We start from the raw sequence: 15,027 nt of genomic DNA, 5'->3' as shown, positions 1-15,027 counted from the left end.
GACCGGAAGGATGACCATGTCGGCGTGGGGAACGATGGGGAGGAAGGCCGCGGCCGCCGTGCTGCTGGCCGCGATGGCGGGGGCGTGGTCGGGCTGCGGCGGCGAGAGCGCGCCGGATCCCGAGGCGCGCAAGCTCGTGGTCATTGGCGTCGATTCGGCCGACTGGGCCCTGTGGCGGCCCATGGTCGAGGCCGGACGGCTGCCCCACCTGCAGCGCTTCATGGCCGAGTCGGCCTCGGGCCGCATGAAGACCTTCTATCCCCTCGAGAAGTCGCCGCTGCTCTGGGCGAGCATCTGCACGGGCGTCAGGCCCGAGGTGCACGGCATCGACAACTTCGTGCGGGGCTCGGACCAGAAACCGGTCAACAGCAGCGCCTGGTACGCCCCGGCGATCTGGGACATCCTCACCGCCGCCGGCCTGTCCACGGCCGTGTCGGGCATGTGGACGACCTACCCCGCCCGGCCCATCGACGGCGTCATGGTGAGCGACTACCTGCCCTACGGGCACGGGCGCGACAAGCCCCTGGCCAACCTCGCCTCCCCCGATTCCCTGTCGGCGGTGGTCGGCGCGCTGCGGGTCGATCCCGATGCGCTGACGGCGGCGCAGCTCGGCCGCTTCGTCGAGGGCGACGTCGCCGCGCTCGAAGCGAAGTACCCCGAGGACATCCGCAAGCTGCGCGACATCCTGGCCGCCGATCTGGGCTACCTCGCGGTGAGCCGCATGCTGGCCCGCGACGGCGACTACGACCTGTTCTTCTTCTACCTCCGCGGCCCCGACATGATCAGCCACCACTTCTACGAGTTCCTCAAGCCGGACAACCTGCGGCGGGCGCCGGAGCCGGAGGAGATCGCGGCCTTCGGCGGCGTCGTCGAACGCTACTATGAATGGGCCGACGAGGTGATGGGCGAGGTGCTCGGCTGGTTCCCGCCCACGCGCCAGGCGGTGGTCGTGTCGGACCACGGCTTCTACGGTCCGCGTCGGAACGGCCTGAAGGGCACCGAGGAGCACAGCGAGTGGGGGGTGTTCCTCGTGCGCAGTCCCCTGTACGAGGCCGGGTCCGGATTCGGCCATCTCGACCTGCTCGACGTGTGCCCGACCATGCTCGCCCTGCTGGGGCTGCCGCCGGCCGCGGACATGCCCGGCCGCATCCTGGCCGAGAGCCTCACGGACGCGGGCCGCCGCCGCGTGGCCCGGCTCGAGGAGCAGCGCGTGCCCTCGTACCAGGGCCTCCGCCCCGCCGACGGTCCGGACGGCGAGCGCGATCCCGGCGTCGACGAGGAGATCCGCCGGCAGCTGCGTTCGCTGGGCTACATCAACTGATCCGGCGGGAACTGGACGCCGGCCGTCCCATGCCTTAGAGTCCTCCCACGTCCCGGGGGTGCTTTCGGTCGTCGCCACCGGCGAACCGGATGGAGGACCATGCACGATCATCCGTCTCCCTTCGAAACCAGCCATCTGCTGCACACGATCATCGAGTCGGCCCCCATCCGGATCTTCTGGAAGGACCGGGAGAGCCGCTATCTCGGCGCGAACTCCCTCTTCGCCCGGGACGCCGGCCTCGAGTCGCCGGCCGGACTGATCGGCCGCATCGACTTCGACCTCAGCTGGCGCGACCACGCCGAACGCTACCGCGCCGACGACCGCGCCGTGATGGAGTCGGGCCGCGAACGCATCGGCTTCGTCGAGCCCCAGACCACCCCCGACGGCCAGACGATCTGGCTGCGCACCTCCAAGGTCCCCCTGCGCGACGCGTCCGGCCGGACGATCGGCATACTCGGCACCTACGACGACATCACCGCGTCGTTCGAGTCGGCCCGGGCCCTCGAGGACAGCGAGGAGCGGTTCAAGCTGGCCATGGCCGGGGCCAACGACGGCCTGTGGGACTGGAATCTCGAGACCGACGAGGTCTACTACTCGCCGCGTTGGCAGGAGATGCTGGGCTACGCACCGGGCGAACTGCCGGCCACGCTCGACACCTGGTCGCGCCTCGTGCACGCGGACGACCGCGACATGGTCCTGGCCCGGGTGCGGGACTACCTCGCCGACCGCCGCGATTCGTTCGAGGTCGAGATGCGCATGCGGCACCGGGACGGCCACGAGGTCCTCGTCCTGTCGCGGGCCCTCAAGGTCGCGCGCCGCCCCGGTGCGGGCGCGACCCGCCTCGTCGGCACCCACGTCGACATCTCGGCCCTCAAGCAGGCCCAGGAGCGCGACCGGCGCAGCACCCAGTTCCTGCAGCAGCTCTTCGTGAGCGCCTCGGAGGGCATCTCCGTGTGCGAGGACTGCGCCGAGTTCCCCTTCGTGCGCTTCTCCCTGTGGAACGACCGCATGACCGAGATCACCGGCTACACCATGGAGCAGATCAACCGCTCCGGCTGGTACCAGACCATGTATCCGGATCCGGCCCTGCAGGAGCGGGCCGCGGCCCGCATGGGGCGCATGCGCACCGGCGACAACCTCGTCGACGAGCGCTGGGTCGTCACCAACCGCGCCGGCGAGCCGCGGACCCTGCTCATCTCGACCTCCCTCGTCGAGAACTCCGCCGGGCAGCCGGCGGTGGTGGCGCTCATGCGGGACATCACCGAGCTGGACAAGGCCGAGGCGGCCGCGCGGCGTGAGATCGAGGTGCGCGAGGAGCTCCTCGAGCGGGCGTCCGAGGGTGTCGTCGTATGGCGGCGGGCCGGCGGCGACCGGTTCGCCGAGTTCCTGTCCTGGAACCGCCGCATGATCGAGATCACGGGCTACACCATGGAGGAGATCAACCGGCTCGGCTGGCTGGAGGCCCTCTATCCGGACGACGAGGCGCGCGAAGCGGCCCATCGGGTCATGAACGAGGTCGTCGACGGCGCGGTCATCCGCGGGCGCGCGTCGCGCATCGTCGCCCGCGACGGCTCTCTGCGGCACGTGAGCATCTCGTCGTCGGCGGTGTCCGGGGCGGGCGGCGAACGCCACGTGCTGGGCGTCGTCCAGGACCAGACCGACCGGATCGAGCTGGAGAAGCAGCTGCGGCATTCGCAGAAGATGGAGGCCGTGGGCACGCTGGTCGGCGGCATCGCCCACGACTTCAACAACGTGCTGGCCGCGATCGCGGGCAACGTCTTCCTCGCGCAGGAGGAGGCCCACGACCCGACCCGGGTCCGCGAGCTGCTCGGGCACATCGCCACGCTCGGCGACCGGGCCTCCGAGACGGTCCGGCAGCTGCTCACGTTCGCGCGCAAGGGCGACCTGGACATGCGCGATCTCGACATCGATCGCTTCCTGGGCGAGGCCTTCCGGCTTGCCGAGACGCTCATTCCGGGCAACATCGAGCGGCACCTGGCCTCGCCGGGGCACGAGCTGTGCGTGGCGGCGGACATGACGCAGCTGCAGCAGGTGCTCCTGAACCTGGTGCAGAACGCGGTCGACGCGGTGGGCGGGGCGGCGCAGCCCCGCATCGAGTGCCGGCTCGAGGCCTACGACGCCGACGCCGGATTCCGCGAGCGCCATCCGGACGTGGGGACCGACGCGTTCGTGCGCCTGAGCGTCGCGGACAACGGCAGCGGCATGTCGGCCGAGGTGCAGGGGAAGGTCTTCGAGCCCTTCTTCACCACCAAGGAGGTGGGCAAGGGCACGGGCATGGGCCTGGCCACCGTGTACGGGGCCGTCACGTCGCACGGGGGCGTCATCGACGTGGACAGCGCCGAGGGCGCGGGCACCACGGTCAGCGTCTACCTGCCGCGCGTGCGCTGCGGCAAGGCCCCGGCAGTGCGTCGGAGCGGCCCGGCGGAGTCCGGCGACGGCCTGACGGTGCTGGTGGTCGACGACAACCGCGACGTGCGCGAGGTGACGCGCGACGTGCTCATCGCCCGCGGATTCCGGGTCCTCGAGGCCGACGACGGCCGCCACGCCCTGGAGGTCCTGGGCGGCTCGGGCCTGAGGGTCGACCTCGTCGTGACCGACGTGGTGATGCCCCGCATGGGCGGGGTCGAGCTCCTGCAGGAGGCGCGCCGCCTCGAACCCGGACTCCCCTTCGTCCTCCTGACGGGTTATGATCGGGACCGGGTCATCGGCAACGAGATGCCCCCGGGCGGATGGCAGGTCGTGAACAAGCCCTTCGACTTCGACGACCTCGTCCGCGTGATCCGTGAACTCGCGGCGGCCCCCTGACGGCCGCCGTTCGCCCTGCTGCGCCGACGGAGGTCGCCTTGGACGCCCAGATCGCCGAATTCAAACGCACCCTCAAGAAGGCCCACCTCGCGGGCACCCTCGTCGGGGTCGAGCGGGTCGACCTGGCCGATGGCCTCATCGTCGGCTTCGTGGCCGGCTGCGGCCCGGACTGGTTCGCCCTCGACGTGGTCGACCAGTCGGTCCGCATCGACGGCGTCACCTGTCTGGCCTACGCCGACCTGAGCTACGTCGAGGCCCCGCCGCCGGGCGCCGACTTCACCCTCAAGGCGCTGCGGGCCCTGGGCGTCGAGCGCCCCACGGGGCTCGACGTCGACCTGACCTCCCTCGAGACCCTGCTGCGCACGGCGGGTTCGCTCTATCCCATCCTGACGATCAGCGCCGAGGGCTCGGAGCCCGACTCGTGCTGGATCGGCCGGGTCGCGGCGGTGAACCGCCATCTGCTGACGGTGAAGCTCATCAACACGGAGGCGGAGTGGGAGGACGAGCCCGAGGAGTTCGGCCTCGACGAGATCACCCGCGTCGATTTCGGCACCCTGTACGAGCGCGCCCTGGTGCTCGTCGGCGGCGACGGGGGCTTCCGCTACAACTGAGATCTTCGGGGGAAAAGGAAAGGGCCCGGCGTCGGCCGGGCCCTTCGTGCGCACGGATGCGGCGGGATCAGCCCTTGGCCTTCTCCTCGGCCGCCTTCTGGAACCGCGCGAGCTGGTCCTTGAAGTACTGCTTGTCCGGATCCAGCTCCACCGCCCGCTGCATGTGGGCGATGGCCTCGTCGCAGTTGCCCAGCCGGTTGCAGAGCTCGGCGGCCGTGTCGAGGATGTTGGCCCGTTCGGCGTCGTCGCCGGCGAGCTCGGCACCCTTCAGCGCGAGCTCCAGGGCTTCGTCCAGGTTGACCTCGTTCTCGAAGCACCACCAGGCGAACTGGTTCAGGCGCCGGGGGCTCTCCCGCCAGTCGTCCGGCATGGTGGCGCGCTTCAGCTCGACGGCCTTGCCGGCGTCCTTCTCCACCACCAGCGCGTTGGACACGGCCAGCTCCTTGCGGTACTTCTGCACCGTCTCGTCGTCGCTGCCCTCGCTGGCCTTCATGGCTCCCGCGATGTAGGGGGCGGCCCGCGAGGCGTCACCCGAACGCGACGCGACCGAGTGCAGCATCAGGGCCAGTTCGACGTGGTCGCCCGGCTCCAGCATGCCCGATGCGAGCGCCGGCTTGGCCTCGGCCTCGATGTCGTCGAAGGTGAAGGCCCCGCCCTGGGCGCCGTAGGCCATGTAGGTGAGGATCTGCCGGCTCGTGGCGTCGGCGTTGGCCGGGTCGAGCTCGCGCGCCTTCTTCAGGAAGACGACCGCGCCGGCGAAGTCGTAGCCGGTCGAGGCGTCGTTGGCGAGACTCCGGGCCAGGGCGGCGGTGGGCTCGGCCGCGTAGGCCGCCTTCTTGGCGGTCAGCAGCCGCGGATCGGCGGCGGCGGCGAGGGCCACGGCGGACCAGGCTTCCGGTCCCTCGTAGCCGATCCAGCGGTCGGTGATCTCACCCTTGCTGTTGACGGAGATGAAGGTGGGGTAGCCGCGGACGCCGTACTTCTGGGCGATCTCGATGCCTTCGCCCTTCTCGCAGTCGTTCTTGAAGAGGATGACGTCGTTCAGGGCGCTCTTGATGGTCTCGTTCTCGTTCACCGCACGGGCGAACACCTTGCAGCCCGGTCACCAATCGGTGTAGAAGTCGATGACGACGAGCTTGTCCTGGGCGGCGGCCAGCTCGAGGGCCGCCTGGAAGGTGGCGGGCTGCTCGGCGAGGGCGCCGCCCGCGAGGCCGAGGGCCAGGGTCAGCAGGACGCCCAGCGGGGCCACCCTGCCGTTGCGGTCGATCTTGCGCATGGTCTTCTCCTGAGATGCCCCGGCCGCAGGGCCGGGCGGTTGATGACCGGGGGTCCGGTCGCGTCCCATCCTATCCCATTCCCCATGAAACAAGTAGGTCAATACGCAGAACCCGCCACGGGGTTGCGCTCACGGCTCCCAGGCCACCTGCCCGTCGACCACCGTCAGCAGCACCCGCATGGTCAGCAGCGCGGCCGGCTCGCAGGCGACCGGATCGCCGTCCAGGGCCACCAGATCGGCCAGGAAGCCGGGCGCGAGGCGGCCCAGGTCGTCCTCGCGGAACGCCGCATAGGCCGACCCGGCGGTGTAGAGGTCGAGAGCCTGCGCGCCGGTGAGGGTCTCTTCCGGGCGCCAGCCGCCGATGGGCGTGCCGTCGGGATGCATGCGGGTGCGCGCGGCGTACAGTCCCTCGAGAGGCTCGACCCGCTCGACCGGGAAGTCGGTGCCGAAGCACACGTGGGCGCCCGACGCGACCAGGGTGCGCCAGGCGTAGGCACCGGCGAGGCGATCCTCGCCCAGGCGGTCCGCGGCCCAGTCCATGTCGCTGGTGCAGTGGGTGGGCTGCATGGCCGGGATCACGCCGAGGGCGGCGAAGCGGGGCAGGTCGTCCGGGTGCACGATCTGGGCGTGCTCGACGCGCCAGCGCACGGGGCGCAGACCCGAAGCGCCGAGGACCTCCTCGTAGAGGTCGAGGACGAGCCGGTTGGCCCCGTCGCCGATGGCGTGGGTGCCCACCTGCAGCCCCGCGGCGGCCGCGCGGCGCATGACGTCGCGCATGTGGTCGGGCGGAGTCACGGGCAGGCCGCGGTGGCCCGGCTGGTCGCGGTAGTCGTCGAGGAGCAGGGCGCCGCGGCTGCCGAGGGCGCCGTCGCTGTACAGCTTCACCGCCCGGGCGGTGAGCAGGCTGTCGGACGAGAAGAGGGGACCGTGGGCGAAGGCCGGCCCGAGCGTCTCCTCGTCGTCGTCGTACAGGGCGTAGACGCGCAGACCCAGTTCGCCCGCCTCGGCCAGGCGCCGGTACAGCTGCACCCGCTCCCAGGACGCGCCGGCGTCGTGCACGCCCGTGACACCGCGCGCGACGCAGTGGGCCACGGCCAGGCGCACGCGGCGCTCGACCTCGTCGGCCGGCGGGTCGGGGATGACCTCGCGGACGAGGTCGACGGCGTTGTCGATGAGCAGCCCCGTGGGGGTGCCGTCGCCGTCGCGCAGGATCTCGCCGCCTTCCGGGTCGGGCGTGGCCGCCGTGAGGCCGGCGGCGGCCAGCGCGGCGCTGTTGGCCCAGGCGGCGTGGCCGTCGACGCGGCGCAGCAGGGCGGGACGGTCCCCGGTCACGACGTCCAGTTCGGCGGCCGTGGGCCAGGCGGGATCGGCCCAGTCGTTCTGGTCCCAGCCGCGTCCCTCGAGCCAGGCGCCCGGCGGCAACTCGGCGTGGGCGGCGGCCACGAGTTCGAGGATTTCGGCCACCGAGCCGGTGCCCATCAGGCGCACCTGGGAGAGGGACGTGCCCAGGCCGTAGAGATGGGCGTGGCTGTCGTTGAAGCCCGGGCCGAGCCACCCGCCCCGCAGGTCGATGCGCCGGGTGTCCGGTCCGGCCAGCGCGCCGATGGCGTCGTCGTTGCCGACCGCCAGGATGCGCCGGCCGCGCACCGCCAGCGCCGTGGCCGCGGTGCCGTCGGCCGACCGCACGTGGCCGCCGGTGAGCACGAGGTCGGCGTATCCGTCGGCGGGGCCGCCGCCACCGTCGCCGGCCGGCGCGCAGGCGCCGAGGAGGGTCGTGAGCAGCAGGCCGGTGGCGAAGCGGGTGCGGGGCATGGTCCATCTCCGGGAAGGGGTGGGTCGTCGCGGCCGGGGCATGATAGCACGGCCGACCCGGATCGGGATCCCCGGAGTCGACCTCCCGGCCGCCCGTCCTTGCGTCCCGCCGCCCCATCGGGTTTACTGCTCACCGGACCGCCCCCCGATCCCGCAAGCCCGCAGAGGAGTGCTCCCGTGTCCGCCCGCGAAACCGCTCTCGCCCGCGACGTCCTCGCCGCCACGGCCCGCCTGCGCGACGCCGTCGCCGTCCTCCGCTTCGACGCGCCCACCGCCTGGGTGTACAACCCGCTCGACTACGCCTGGGACCTGCACACGCAGTGGGTGCGCACCTGGGGCGCGACGCGCCGGCGGGTGCTGCTGATGGGCATGAACCCGGGCCCGTGGGGCATGGTCCAGACCGGCGTGCCCTTCGGCGAGGTCGCGGCGGTGCGGGACTGGCTGGGTCTGCGCGGCGCCGTCGGCCGGCCCGATCCCGAGCACCCCAGGCGCCCCGTCGCCGGACTGGCCTGCACGCGCTCGGAAGTGAGCGGCCGCCGCCTCTGGGGCCATCTCGCCGCTCGCTTCGGCTCGCCGGAAGCCTTCTTCGCCGACCATTTCGTCATCAACTACTGCCCGCTCGTCTTCATGGAGGACACGGGCCGCAACCGCACGCCCGACAAGCTGCCCGTGGCCGAAAGCGAGCCGCTCTTCGCCGCCTGCGACGCCTGGGTGCGCGATCTCGTCGGGCTGTATCGGCCGGAGTGGGTCGTCGGGGTGGGGGGCTTCGCCCGCGCGAAACTCACCGGGCTGTTCGGCCCCGACGTGCCGGACGTCGACCTCTCCCACCGGCCGGACGGCATCGGCTGGGTGCTGCATCCGAGTCCGGCCAGCCCGGCCGCGAACCGGGGCTGGGCGGCCGCCGCGGACAAGCAGCTCGCGGCGCAGGGGATCTGGTCCGCGCCGTAGCCCTCGCGTTGAAAGCGGTGTATCATGAAGACGATGGCGGGACCACACGGGCTTCCCGCCCCGTCCGCGGCCGCGCGGGCGCACCTCTCGCCCGACTGCTGCCAGACGCGGTCCGCGGCTTCCCTCCGACCGGGAGGAATCCGATGGCCTGTGCCAAGCTCTTCGCGTACCTGACCGACCGCGGCGTCGACTTCACGGTGAAGGAGCACCCCAACGCCTTCGCCGCCCAGGACGTGGCCTTCAAGTCCGGCGTGCCGGGCCGCCTCTTCGCCAAGACGGTGATGGTGAAGATCGACGGCGAGATGGCCATGGCCGTGCTGCCGGCCGACAGCCGCATCGACTTCCACCTGCTCCGCGAGACGGCCCGCGCCGACACCATCTGCCTGGCCACCGAGCAGGACTTCGATCCGGTGTTCCCCGACTGCGAACTGGGCGCCATGCCGCCCTTCGGCAACCTCTACGGCATGCGCGTCTTCGTGGCGGGCAGCCTGATCCGCACCGACCTGATCGCCTTCAACGCGGGCTCGCACACCGAGGTGATCACGATGCCGTTCTGGCAGTTCGAGAAGCTGGTGGAGCCGACGATCGGATACTTCACGTACCGGCGGCTGCAGGAGCGGCAGGGGTCGGCCTAGGGCGGCCGGCGCGAAGCAGGGAGCGCCTGCGGTCGCGTCTCAGTTGCGGGCCCGCAGCGCCCGCTGCGACAACCCCTGCAGCGACACGACCTCGTCCAGGCCGCGGCGCAGGGCGCGGATCCCGTCCACCGCCGCCCGGCCGCCCGACAGGGTCGTGATGCAGGGGATGTCGAGGGCCCGGGCCTCGCGCCGGATGGCGCTCTCGTCGTAGCGGCTCTTCTCGCCGAGGGGCGTGTTGATGACCATCTGCACCCGGCCGTCGCGGATGAGCTGCCCGATGTGGGGCGAGCCCTGGCCGACCTTGGCCACCGTGGCGCAGGTCAGGCCGCACGAGGCCAGGAAGCGCGCCGTGCCGGACGTGGCCACCAGGTCGAAGCCCAGCGAGCCCAGCTCGCGGGCGATGGGCAGCAGTTCGTCCTTGTCCCGGTCGTTCACGCTGAGGAAGACGGCGCCCGCGCCCGGCAGGCCCTGGCCCGCGGCCAGCGAGGCGCGCGCGAAGGCCTCGCCGAAGTCGCGGCCGATGCCCATCACCTCGCCCGTGCTCTTCATCTCGGGGCCGAGCAGGTGGTCGGTGCGCGGGAAACGCCGGAAGGGGAACACCGGACCCTTCACGAAGAAGCGATCGCCCGGGCCGCCCTCGGCCACGCCCTGCGCGGCCAGCGACATGCCGAGCATGCAGCGGGTGGCGATGTCGGCCAGCGCCACGCCCGTGGCCTTCTCGAGGAAGGGGACGGTGCGCGAGGCGCGGGGGTTGATCTCCAGCACGTAGATCTCGCCCTCGTAGCTGGCGAACTGGATGTTCACCAGGCCGCACACGCCGAGCTCGCGGGCGATGCGCCGCGTGTGGTCGCGCATGATCCCGAGTTCGGGGGCGGTGGTCTTCCAGGGGGGCAGGACGGCGAAGCTGTCGCCGCTGTGGATGCCGGCTTCCTCGATGTGCTGCATGATGCCGCCGATGAGCACCTGCTCACCGTCGCACACGGCGTCGACGTCGAATTCCACGGCGTCTTCGAGGAACTGGTCGATCAGGACCGGGTGCTTGCCGCTGACCTTCACAGCTTCCTCGAAGTAGCGCCGCAGACCCGACCCATCGTACACGACTCTCATGGCGCGTCCACCCAGAACATAGCTCGGGCGCACCATGACGGGATAGCCGATGGCGTCGGCGACGGCTTCGGCCTCGTCGATCGAGTGGGCGCTGCCGGCGCGGGGGAAGCGGATGCCGAGCTTCGTGAGGAGTTGTCCGCAGCGGTCGCGGTCCTCGGCGCGGTCGATGGCCGCGACGCCGGTGCCGAGGATGGGCACGCCCGCCTCGTGCAGCGAACCGGCCAGGTTCAGCGGTGTCTGGCCGCCGAGGGTGACGATCACGCCGTCGGGCCGCTCGACGTCGACGATGTGCATGACCTCCTCGAAACGCAACGGCTCGAAGTAGAGGCGGTCCGACAGGTCGTAGTCGGTGCTGACGGTCTCCGGGTTGCAGTTGACGAGGATGGCCTCGATGCCCTCGGCGCGCAGGGTCTGCACGGCGTGGCAGCAGCAGGTGTCGAACTCGATGCCCTGGCCGATGCGGTTCGGACCGCCGCCGAGCACGATCACCTTGCGGCGGTCGGTGGGGCGCGCCTCACAGGGGCCCTCCTCCCAGGTGCTGTACAGGTACGGCGTCTCGCTGGCGAACTCGGCGGCGCAGGTGTCGACGCGCCGGAAGACGGGCGTCATGCCCAGGGCCTGGCGCGCGGCCAGGACCAGGGAGGCGCGCGTGCGCACCGTGACGTCGGGCGTCGGGCCTTCGGCCTGGCCGATTCCCCATTGCAGCAGGCGGGCGAGGCGCCGGTCGCTGAAGCCCTCGCGCTTGGCTTCCCACATCAGCTCGGGCGGCAGCTCGTCGAGGGTGAACGAGCGCAGGCGCCCCTCGATCTCCATGAGATGCTCGAGGTTGTCCAGGAACCAGGGGTCGATGCCGGTCAGGCGGTGCAGCTGCTCCGCGTCGAAGCCGCGCCGCATGGCCTCGTGCAGGTCGGCCAGCCGGCCCTGGCGGGGCTCGGCGAGGGCGGCCGCCAGTTCCTCGCGGCTGCGCCCGCTGGCCCGGCTCTCCCAGCCGTCTAGCCCCAGCTCCAGCGAGCGCAGCGACTTCTGGAAGGCCTCGCGGAAGGTGCGCCCGATGGCCATGACCTCGCCCACCGACTGCATGGTGGTGCCGAGCAGGTCGGGCGTGCCGGGGAACTTCTCGAAAGCCCAGCGCGGCACCTTCACCACCGTGTAGTCGATGCTCGGCTCGAAGCAGGCGCTGCTGGTGCCGGTGATCTCGTTGGGCAGCTCGGGCAGGGTGTAGCCCACGGCGAGCAGGGCCGCGATCTTGGCGATGGGGTAGCCGGTGGCCTTGCTGGCGAGGGCGCTGCTGCGGCTCACCCGCGGGTTCATCTCGATGACGATGACGCGGCCGGTCTCGGGATCGACGGCGAACTGCACGTTCGAGCCGCCCGTCACGACGCCCACCGCGTCGAGCACCTTCAGGGCGTCGTCGCGCAGGCGCTGGTACTCGCGGTCGGTGAGGGTCTGGGCCGGCGCCACGGTGACGCTGTCGCCGGTGTGGACGCCCATGGCGTCGAAGTTCTCGATGCTGCAGACGATGATGCCGTTGCCCGCCGTGTCGCGGATGACCTCGAGCTCGTACTCCTTCCAGCCCAGCACCGACTCCTCGACCAGCACGCTGCCCACCGGCGAGGCATTCAGGCCCTCGCGCAGCATCTCGACGAACTGCTCCCGGTCGCGCGCGACGCCGCTGCCGGCGCCGCCGAGGGTGAAGCTCGCGCGCAGGATCATGGGGAAGGAGATCTCGGCCATGGCCGCGTCGACCATGTCCAGGCTCGTCACGAGCAGGCTGCGCGGCGTCTCGAGCCCGATGGCCGTCATGGTCGCCTTGAACTCCTCGCGGTCCTCGGCCAGGCGCACGCACTGCGGCGTGGCCCCGATCAGCTCGACCCCGTGGCGTTCGAGCACGCCCTGCTCGGCCAGCTCCACCGCCAGGTTCAGGCCCGTCTGGCCGCCCACCGTGGGCAGGATCGCGTCGGGCCGCTCGGCGACGATGATCTTCTCGACCATGTCCACCGTGAGCGGCTCGATGTAGGTGGCGTCGGCCAGACCGGGGTCGGTCATGATCGTCGCCGGATTGCTGTTCACCAGCACCACCCGGTAGCCCTCGCGCTTGAGCGCCTTCACGGCCTGGGTGCCCGAGTAGTCGAACTCGCTGGCCTGGCCGATGACGATGGGGCCGGAGCCCAGGATCATGATGGTCTCGAGGTCAGTCCGCCGCGGCATGGCGCTTCATCTCCAGGTTGTCGTCCCGGCCCTCGTCCCGATCGGACCGGCGGGCCAGCATCTCGTCGCGGAAGCGTTCGAAGAGGTAGAGGCTATCGCTCGGTCCGGGCGCGGCCTCGGGGTGGTACTGCACCGAGTAGGCGCACGATGCCACCGCCTCCAGGCCCTCCACCGAGCCGTCGTTCAGGCTCACGTGGGTGGCGCGCGCCATGGCGGGATCGAGGCTCTCCCGCGGCACCGCGTAGTTGTGGTTCTGGCTCGTGATCTCGACCCGGCCCGTGGCGAGGTTCTGCACCGGATGGTTGGCCCCGTGGTGGCCGAACGGCAGCCGCGTCGTCTCGGCCCCGAGGGCCCGCGCCAGCAGCTGGTGCCCGAGGCAGATGCCGAACACCGGCACGTCCGCGTCGAGCAGCTCCCGCACCTTTGCCACCAGCCCCTCCTGCGAGGCCGGATCGCCGGGTCCGTTGCTCAGGAAGACGCCCTCGGTCGGGCCGGCGAGCAGCGCCGCGGCGGGCGTGTCGGCGGGGAAGACGCGCACGCGGCAGCCCTCGGCCACGAGCCGGCCCAGGATGCTCTTCTTGACGCCGCAGTCGAGCACCGCCACCTCGCACGGATCGGCCACGGCGGGGGTGACGGGGAAGGTGTAGGGGCGCTCGGTCGTCACCCGCCGCACCCAGTCGACCTCGGCGATGGGAGGGAGCGCCCGGGCCTTCGCCACGAGCTCGTCGGGGTCACCGACGCCGACCCAGCCGCGGCAGGTGCCCTCGTCGCGCAGGGCGATGGTCAGGGCGCGGGTGTCGACTCCGGCGATGGCCGGCACACCCGCCTGCCGCAGCACCTGGTCGAGGCTCGTCTCGCGCCGGCGGTGGAAGGTGCGGCGGCAGAAGTCGCGGATCACCACGGCGGCCGGATGGATCCGGCGTGACTCGTGGTCGTCGCCGTGAATGCCGTAGTTGCCGATGTGGGCGGCGGTGAAGCACACCACCTGGCCGGCGTAGCTGGGATCGGTGAGGATCTCCTGGTAGCCGGTCATCCCGGTGTGGAAGACCACCTCGCCACCGGCGGCGTCGGGCGCTCCGAGCATCCGGCCGCGGAAGACGCGGCCCGTTTCGAGGGCGATCCAGGCTTCCATCAACCGGCTCCCTGGTTGCGGTCCAGGCCGGTGCCCTGCGGCGCCCGACGCATCACCCCGACGACCTTGTCCATGGGGTCGATCAGGGTGTCGATGATGTTGTCCAGGCCCATCAGGTACTGGAGCAGGCGACCGAGGTCGAGGCTGAACCCGGCGGGCGCGTTCACGGCGTCGCGCACCGAGCCGTCGATGGTCAGGCCGGCGTAGGGCAGGATCGTGTGGAAAGACGCGCTGATCTCCGGACGCGCCGGATCGACCGCCACGCCTGCGACCTTCAGGGCCGTGGGCAGGTGGGTGAGCACGAAGGGCAGGTTGCCGCAGTGCCGGGTCAGCGTCGCCTTGGCCTGGTCGGGCAGGGCTTCGCCGAACTCCAGGTGCCAACCCTTGCCGGCCAGGATCGCGAGGGCCTCGTCGTAGGTCAGGCGCTCGTGCCGGGCGTGGATCATGCGGTCCAGGCGCGTCACGTGGACGCCGCCGAGCAGGTCGGCCGTCATGTCGCCGGCCACGGTCTTGAGCAGGCGCTCGGCGAAGTCGCACAGTTCGGCGAGGGAGAGCCCGGCCTGCGACACCTCGATCAGCTTGAAGCCGCGCAGGTGCTTCGGCTCGAGCTTGCCGCCCTGGGGCAGGATCTCGCTCTCGCTCCACACCCGCGCGAAGCCGTGGGCGATCATGCCCTCGAGCTGCACCCGCGCCGGATGGTCGGCCAGGGCCGTGACGGGCACCTCGTGGAACTGCTCGGCCAGCAGGAAATCGCGCACCCGCCGGATCACCCGGTTGTGGATGGCCAGACGCCGGGCCAGGGGGCGCGGCCGGCCGGGGGCCTGGAAGACGGCGGTGTGGAGGGCGGACTCGGGCCGGAACTCGGCGGCGGTCATCATCGCGGGCCTCCTTCTGACGCTCGCGGACGTCAGTTAAAAGGGTCCAGTTCGGGGCGGTCTCGTCGTGCGGGCTGCGAATCAGGCAAAAAAAATTCCCGAACGCCAAAGGCGCCGGGATCAGCCGAGTCCGGCAAGCAGCACGATTTTCGGATCAGGGACGGCGTTCACGTCGCATTCCTTGCGGGCTCACGGGCCACGGTTAAAGGACGAGCGGGAGAATAACCGCCGCTGCCGGTCGTGTCAAGAAACCGGCCCGGATTCTGCTTCCCCTTC

At 71.4% G+C, this 15,027-nt stretch carries 11 protein-coding genes; 5 read left to right on the top strand and 6 right to left on the bottom strand.

From position 1 onward, the window contains the following. The first annotated feature begins 16 nt into the window (after window positions 1-16). The 3 genes from KDM41_02860 (at window position 17) to KDM41_02850 (ending at window position 4,758) form a co-directional block, all read left to right on the top strand. Window positions 17-1,321 (top strand): alkaline phosphatase family protein, encoded by a 1,305-nt coding sequence (locus KDM41_02860; protein MCB1182346.1) that lies wholly within the window; start codon window positions 17-19, stop codon window positions 1,319-1,321. Window positions 1,322-1,420: 99 nt separating this feature from the next. Then, window positions 1,421-4,147 (top strand): PAS domain S-box protein, encoded by a 2,727-nt coding sequence (locus KDM41_02855; protein ID MCB1182345.1) that lies wholly within the window; start codon window positions 1,421-1,423, stop codon window positions 4,145-4,147. Between the two features lie 38 nt (window positions 4,148-4,185). Next, window positions 4,186-4,758 carry a hypothetical protein gene (locus KDM41_02850; GenBank protein ID MCB1182344.1) on the top strand — a complete coding sequence of 191 codons (573 nt, stop codon included), beginning with the start codon at window positions 4,186-4,188 and terminating at the stop codon, window positions 4,756-4,758. 67 nt (window positions 4,759-4,825) lie between these two features. On the opposite strand, the gene KDM41_02845 is transcribed toward KDM41_02850, so the two are convergent. From KDM41_02845 to KDM41_02835, 3 genes are all read right to left on the bottom strand, one after another. Then, on the bottom strand, window positions 4,826-5,833 hold the full coding sequence (locus tag KDM41_02845) for a hypothetical protein (GenBank protein ID MCB1182343.1): 1,008 nt from the start codon (window positions 5,831-5,833) through the stop codon (window positions 4,826-4,828). A gap of 27 nt (window positions 5,834-5,860) precedes the next feature. Then, window positions 5,861-6,034, bottom strand: a complete 174-nt coding sequence (locus tag KDM41_02840; GenBank protein ID MCB1182342.1) for a hypothetical protein — start codon at window positions 6,032-6,034, stop codon at window positions 5,861-5,863. 129 nt (window positions 6,035-6,163) lie between these two features. Then, on the bottom strand, window positions 6,164-7,846 hold the full coding sequence (locus KDM41_02835) for an amidohydrolase (GenBank protein ID MCB1182341.1): 1,683 nt from the start codon (window positions 7,844-7,846) through the stop codon (window positions 6,164-6,166). A 177-nt stretch (window positions 7,847-8,023) separates the two neighbouring features. Here KDM41_02835 and KDM41_02830 point away from each other — a divergent pair, with 177 nt between their 5' ends. Together KDM41_02830 and KDM41_02825 are read left to right on the top strand one after the other, a co-directional pair. Next, the gene (locus KDM41_02830) at window positions 8,024-8,794 is read left to right on the top strand and encodes a single-stranded DNA-binding protein (protein ID MCB1182340.1); all 771 of its coding nucleotides are present in this window, start codon (window positions 8,024-8,026) and stop codon (window positions 8,792-8,794) included. 143 nt (window positions 8,795-8,937) lie between these two features. After that, complete coding sequence (locus tag KDM41_02825; protein MCB1182339.1) at window positions 8,938-9,429, top strand: YbaK/EbsC family protein; 492 nt, start codon at window positions 8,938-8,940, stop codon at window positions 9,427-9,429. A 39-nt stretch (window positions 9,430-9,468) separates the two neighbouring features. On the opposite strand, the gene carB is transcribed toward KDM41_02825, so the two are convergent. Genes carB through KDM41_02810 form a run of 3 tightly spaced genes read right to left on the bottom strand, consistent with a single transcriptional unit; the run spans window position 9,469 to window position 14,754 of the window. After that, window positions 9,469-12,744: a carbamoyl-phosphate synthase large subunit gene (gene carB, locus KDM41_02820; GenBank protein ID MCB1182338.1), complete on the bottom strand. Its 3,276-nt coding sequence runs from the start codon at window positions 12,742-12,744 to the stop codon at window positions 9,469-9,471. Beyond that, window positions 12,728-13,876, bottom strand: a complete 1,149-nt coding sequence (carA, locus tag KDM41_02815) for a glutamine-hydrolyzing carbamoyl-phosphate synthase small subunit (protein ID MCB1182337.1) — start codon at window positions 13,874-13,876, stop codon at window positions 12,728-12,730. The genes carB and carA overlap by 17 nt, the downstream gene beginning before the upstream one ends. Beyond that, the gene (locus KDM41_02810) at window positions 13,876-14,754 is read right to left on the bottom strand and encodes a hypothetical protein (GenBank protein ID MCB1182336.1); all 879 of its coding nucleotides are present in this window, start codon (window positions 14,752-14,754) and stop codon (window positions 13,876-13,878) included. Before KDM41_02810 ends, carA begins: the two co-directional genes overlap by 1 nt. Between the last annotated feature and the right edge of the window lie 273 nt (window positions 14,755-15,027).

The sequence above is a fragment of the bacterium genome (assembly GCA_020440705.1).
In the GTDB taxonomy this organism is placed as follows: domain Bacteria; phylum Krumholzibacteriota; class Krumholzibacteriia; order LZORAL124-64-63; family LZORAL124-64-63; genus JAGRNP01.
This window is presented reverse-complemented; position numbering and strand designations above follow the sequence as displayed.

Bases quoted from the DNA above. Each gene is read 5' to 3' on its own strand.
- KDM41_02855 (MCB1182345.1), top strand. From the start codon at position 1,421: ATGCACGATCATCCGTCTCCCTTCGAAACCAGCCATCTGCTGCACACG.
- KDM41_02860 (MCB1182346.1), top strand. From the start codon at position 17: ATGTCGGCGTGGGGAACGATGGGGAGGAAGGCCGCGGCCGCCGTGCTG.
- KDM41_02840 (MCB1182342.1), bottom strand. From the start codon at position 6,034: ATGCGCAAGATCGACCGCAACGGCAGGGTGGCCCCGCTGGGCGTCCTG.
- KDM41_02810 (MCB1182336.1), bottom strand. From the start codon at position 14,754: ATGATGACCGCCGCCGAGTTCCGGCCCGAGTCCGCCCTCCACACCGCC.
- KDM41_02835 (MCB1182341.1), bottom strand. From the start codon at position 7,846: ATGCCCCGCACCCGCTTCGCCACCGGCCTGCTGCTCACGACCCTCCTC.
- KDM41_02825 (MCB1182339.1), top strand. From the start codon at position 8,938: ATGGCCTGTGCCAAGCTCTTCGCGTACCTGACCGACCGCGGCGTCGAC.
- carB (MCB1182338.1), bottom strand. From the start codon at position 12,744: ATGCCGCGGCGGACTGACCTCGAGACCATCATGATCCTGGGCTCCGGC.
- carA (MCB1182337.1), bottom strand. From the start codon at position 13,876: ATGGAAGCCTGGATCGCCCTCGAAACGGGCCGCGTCTTCCGCGGCCGG.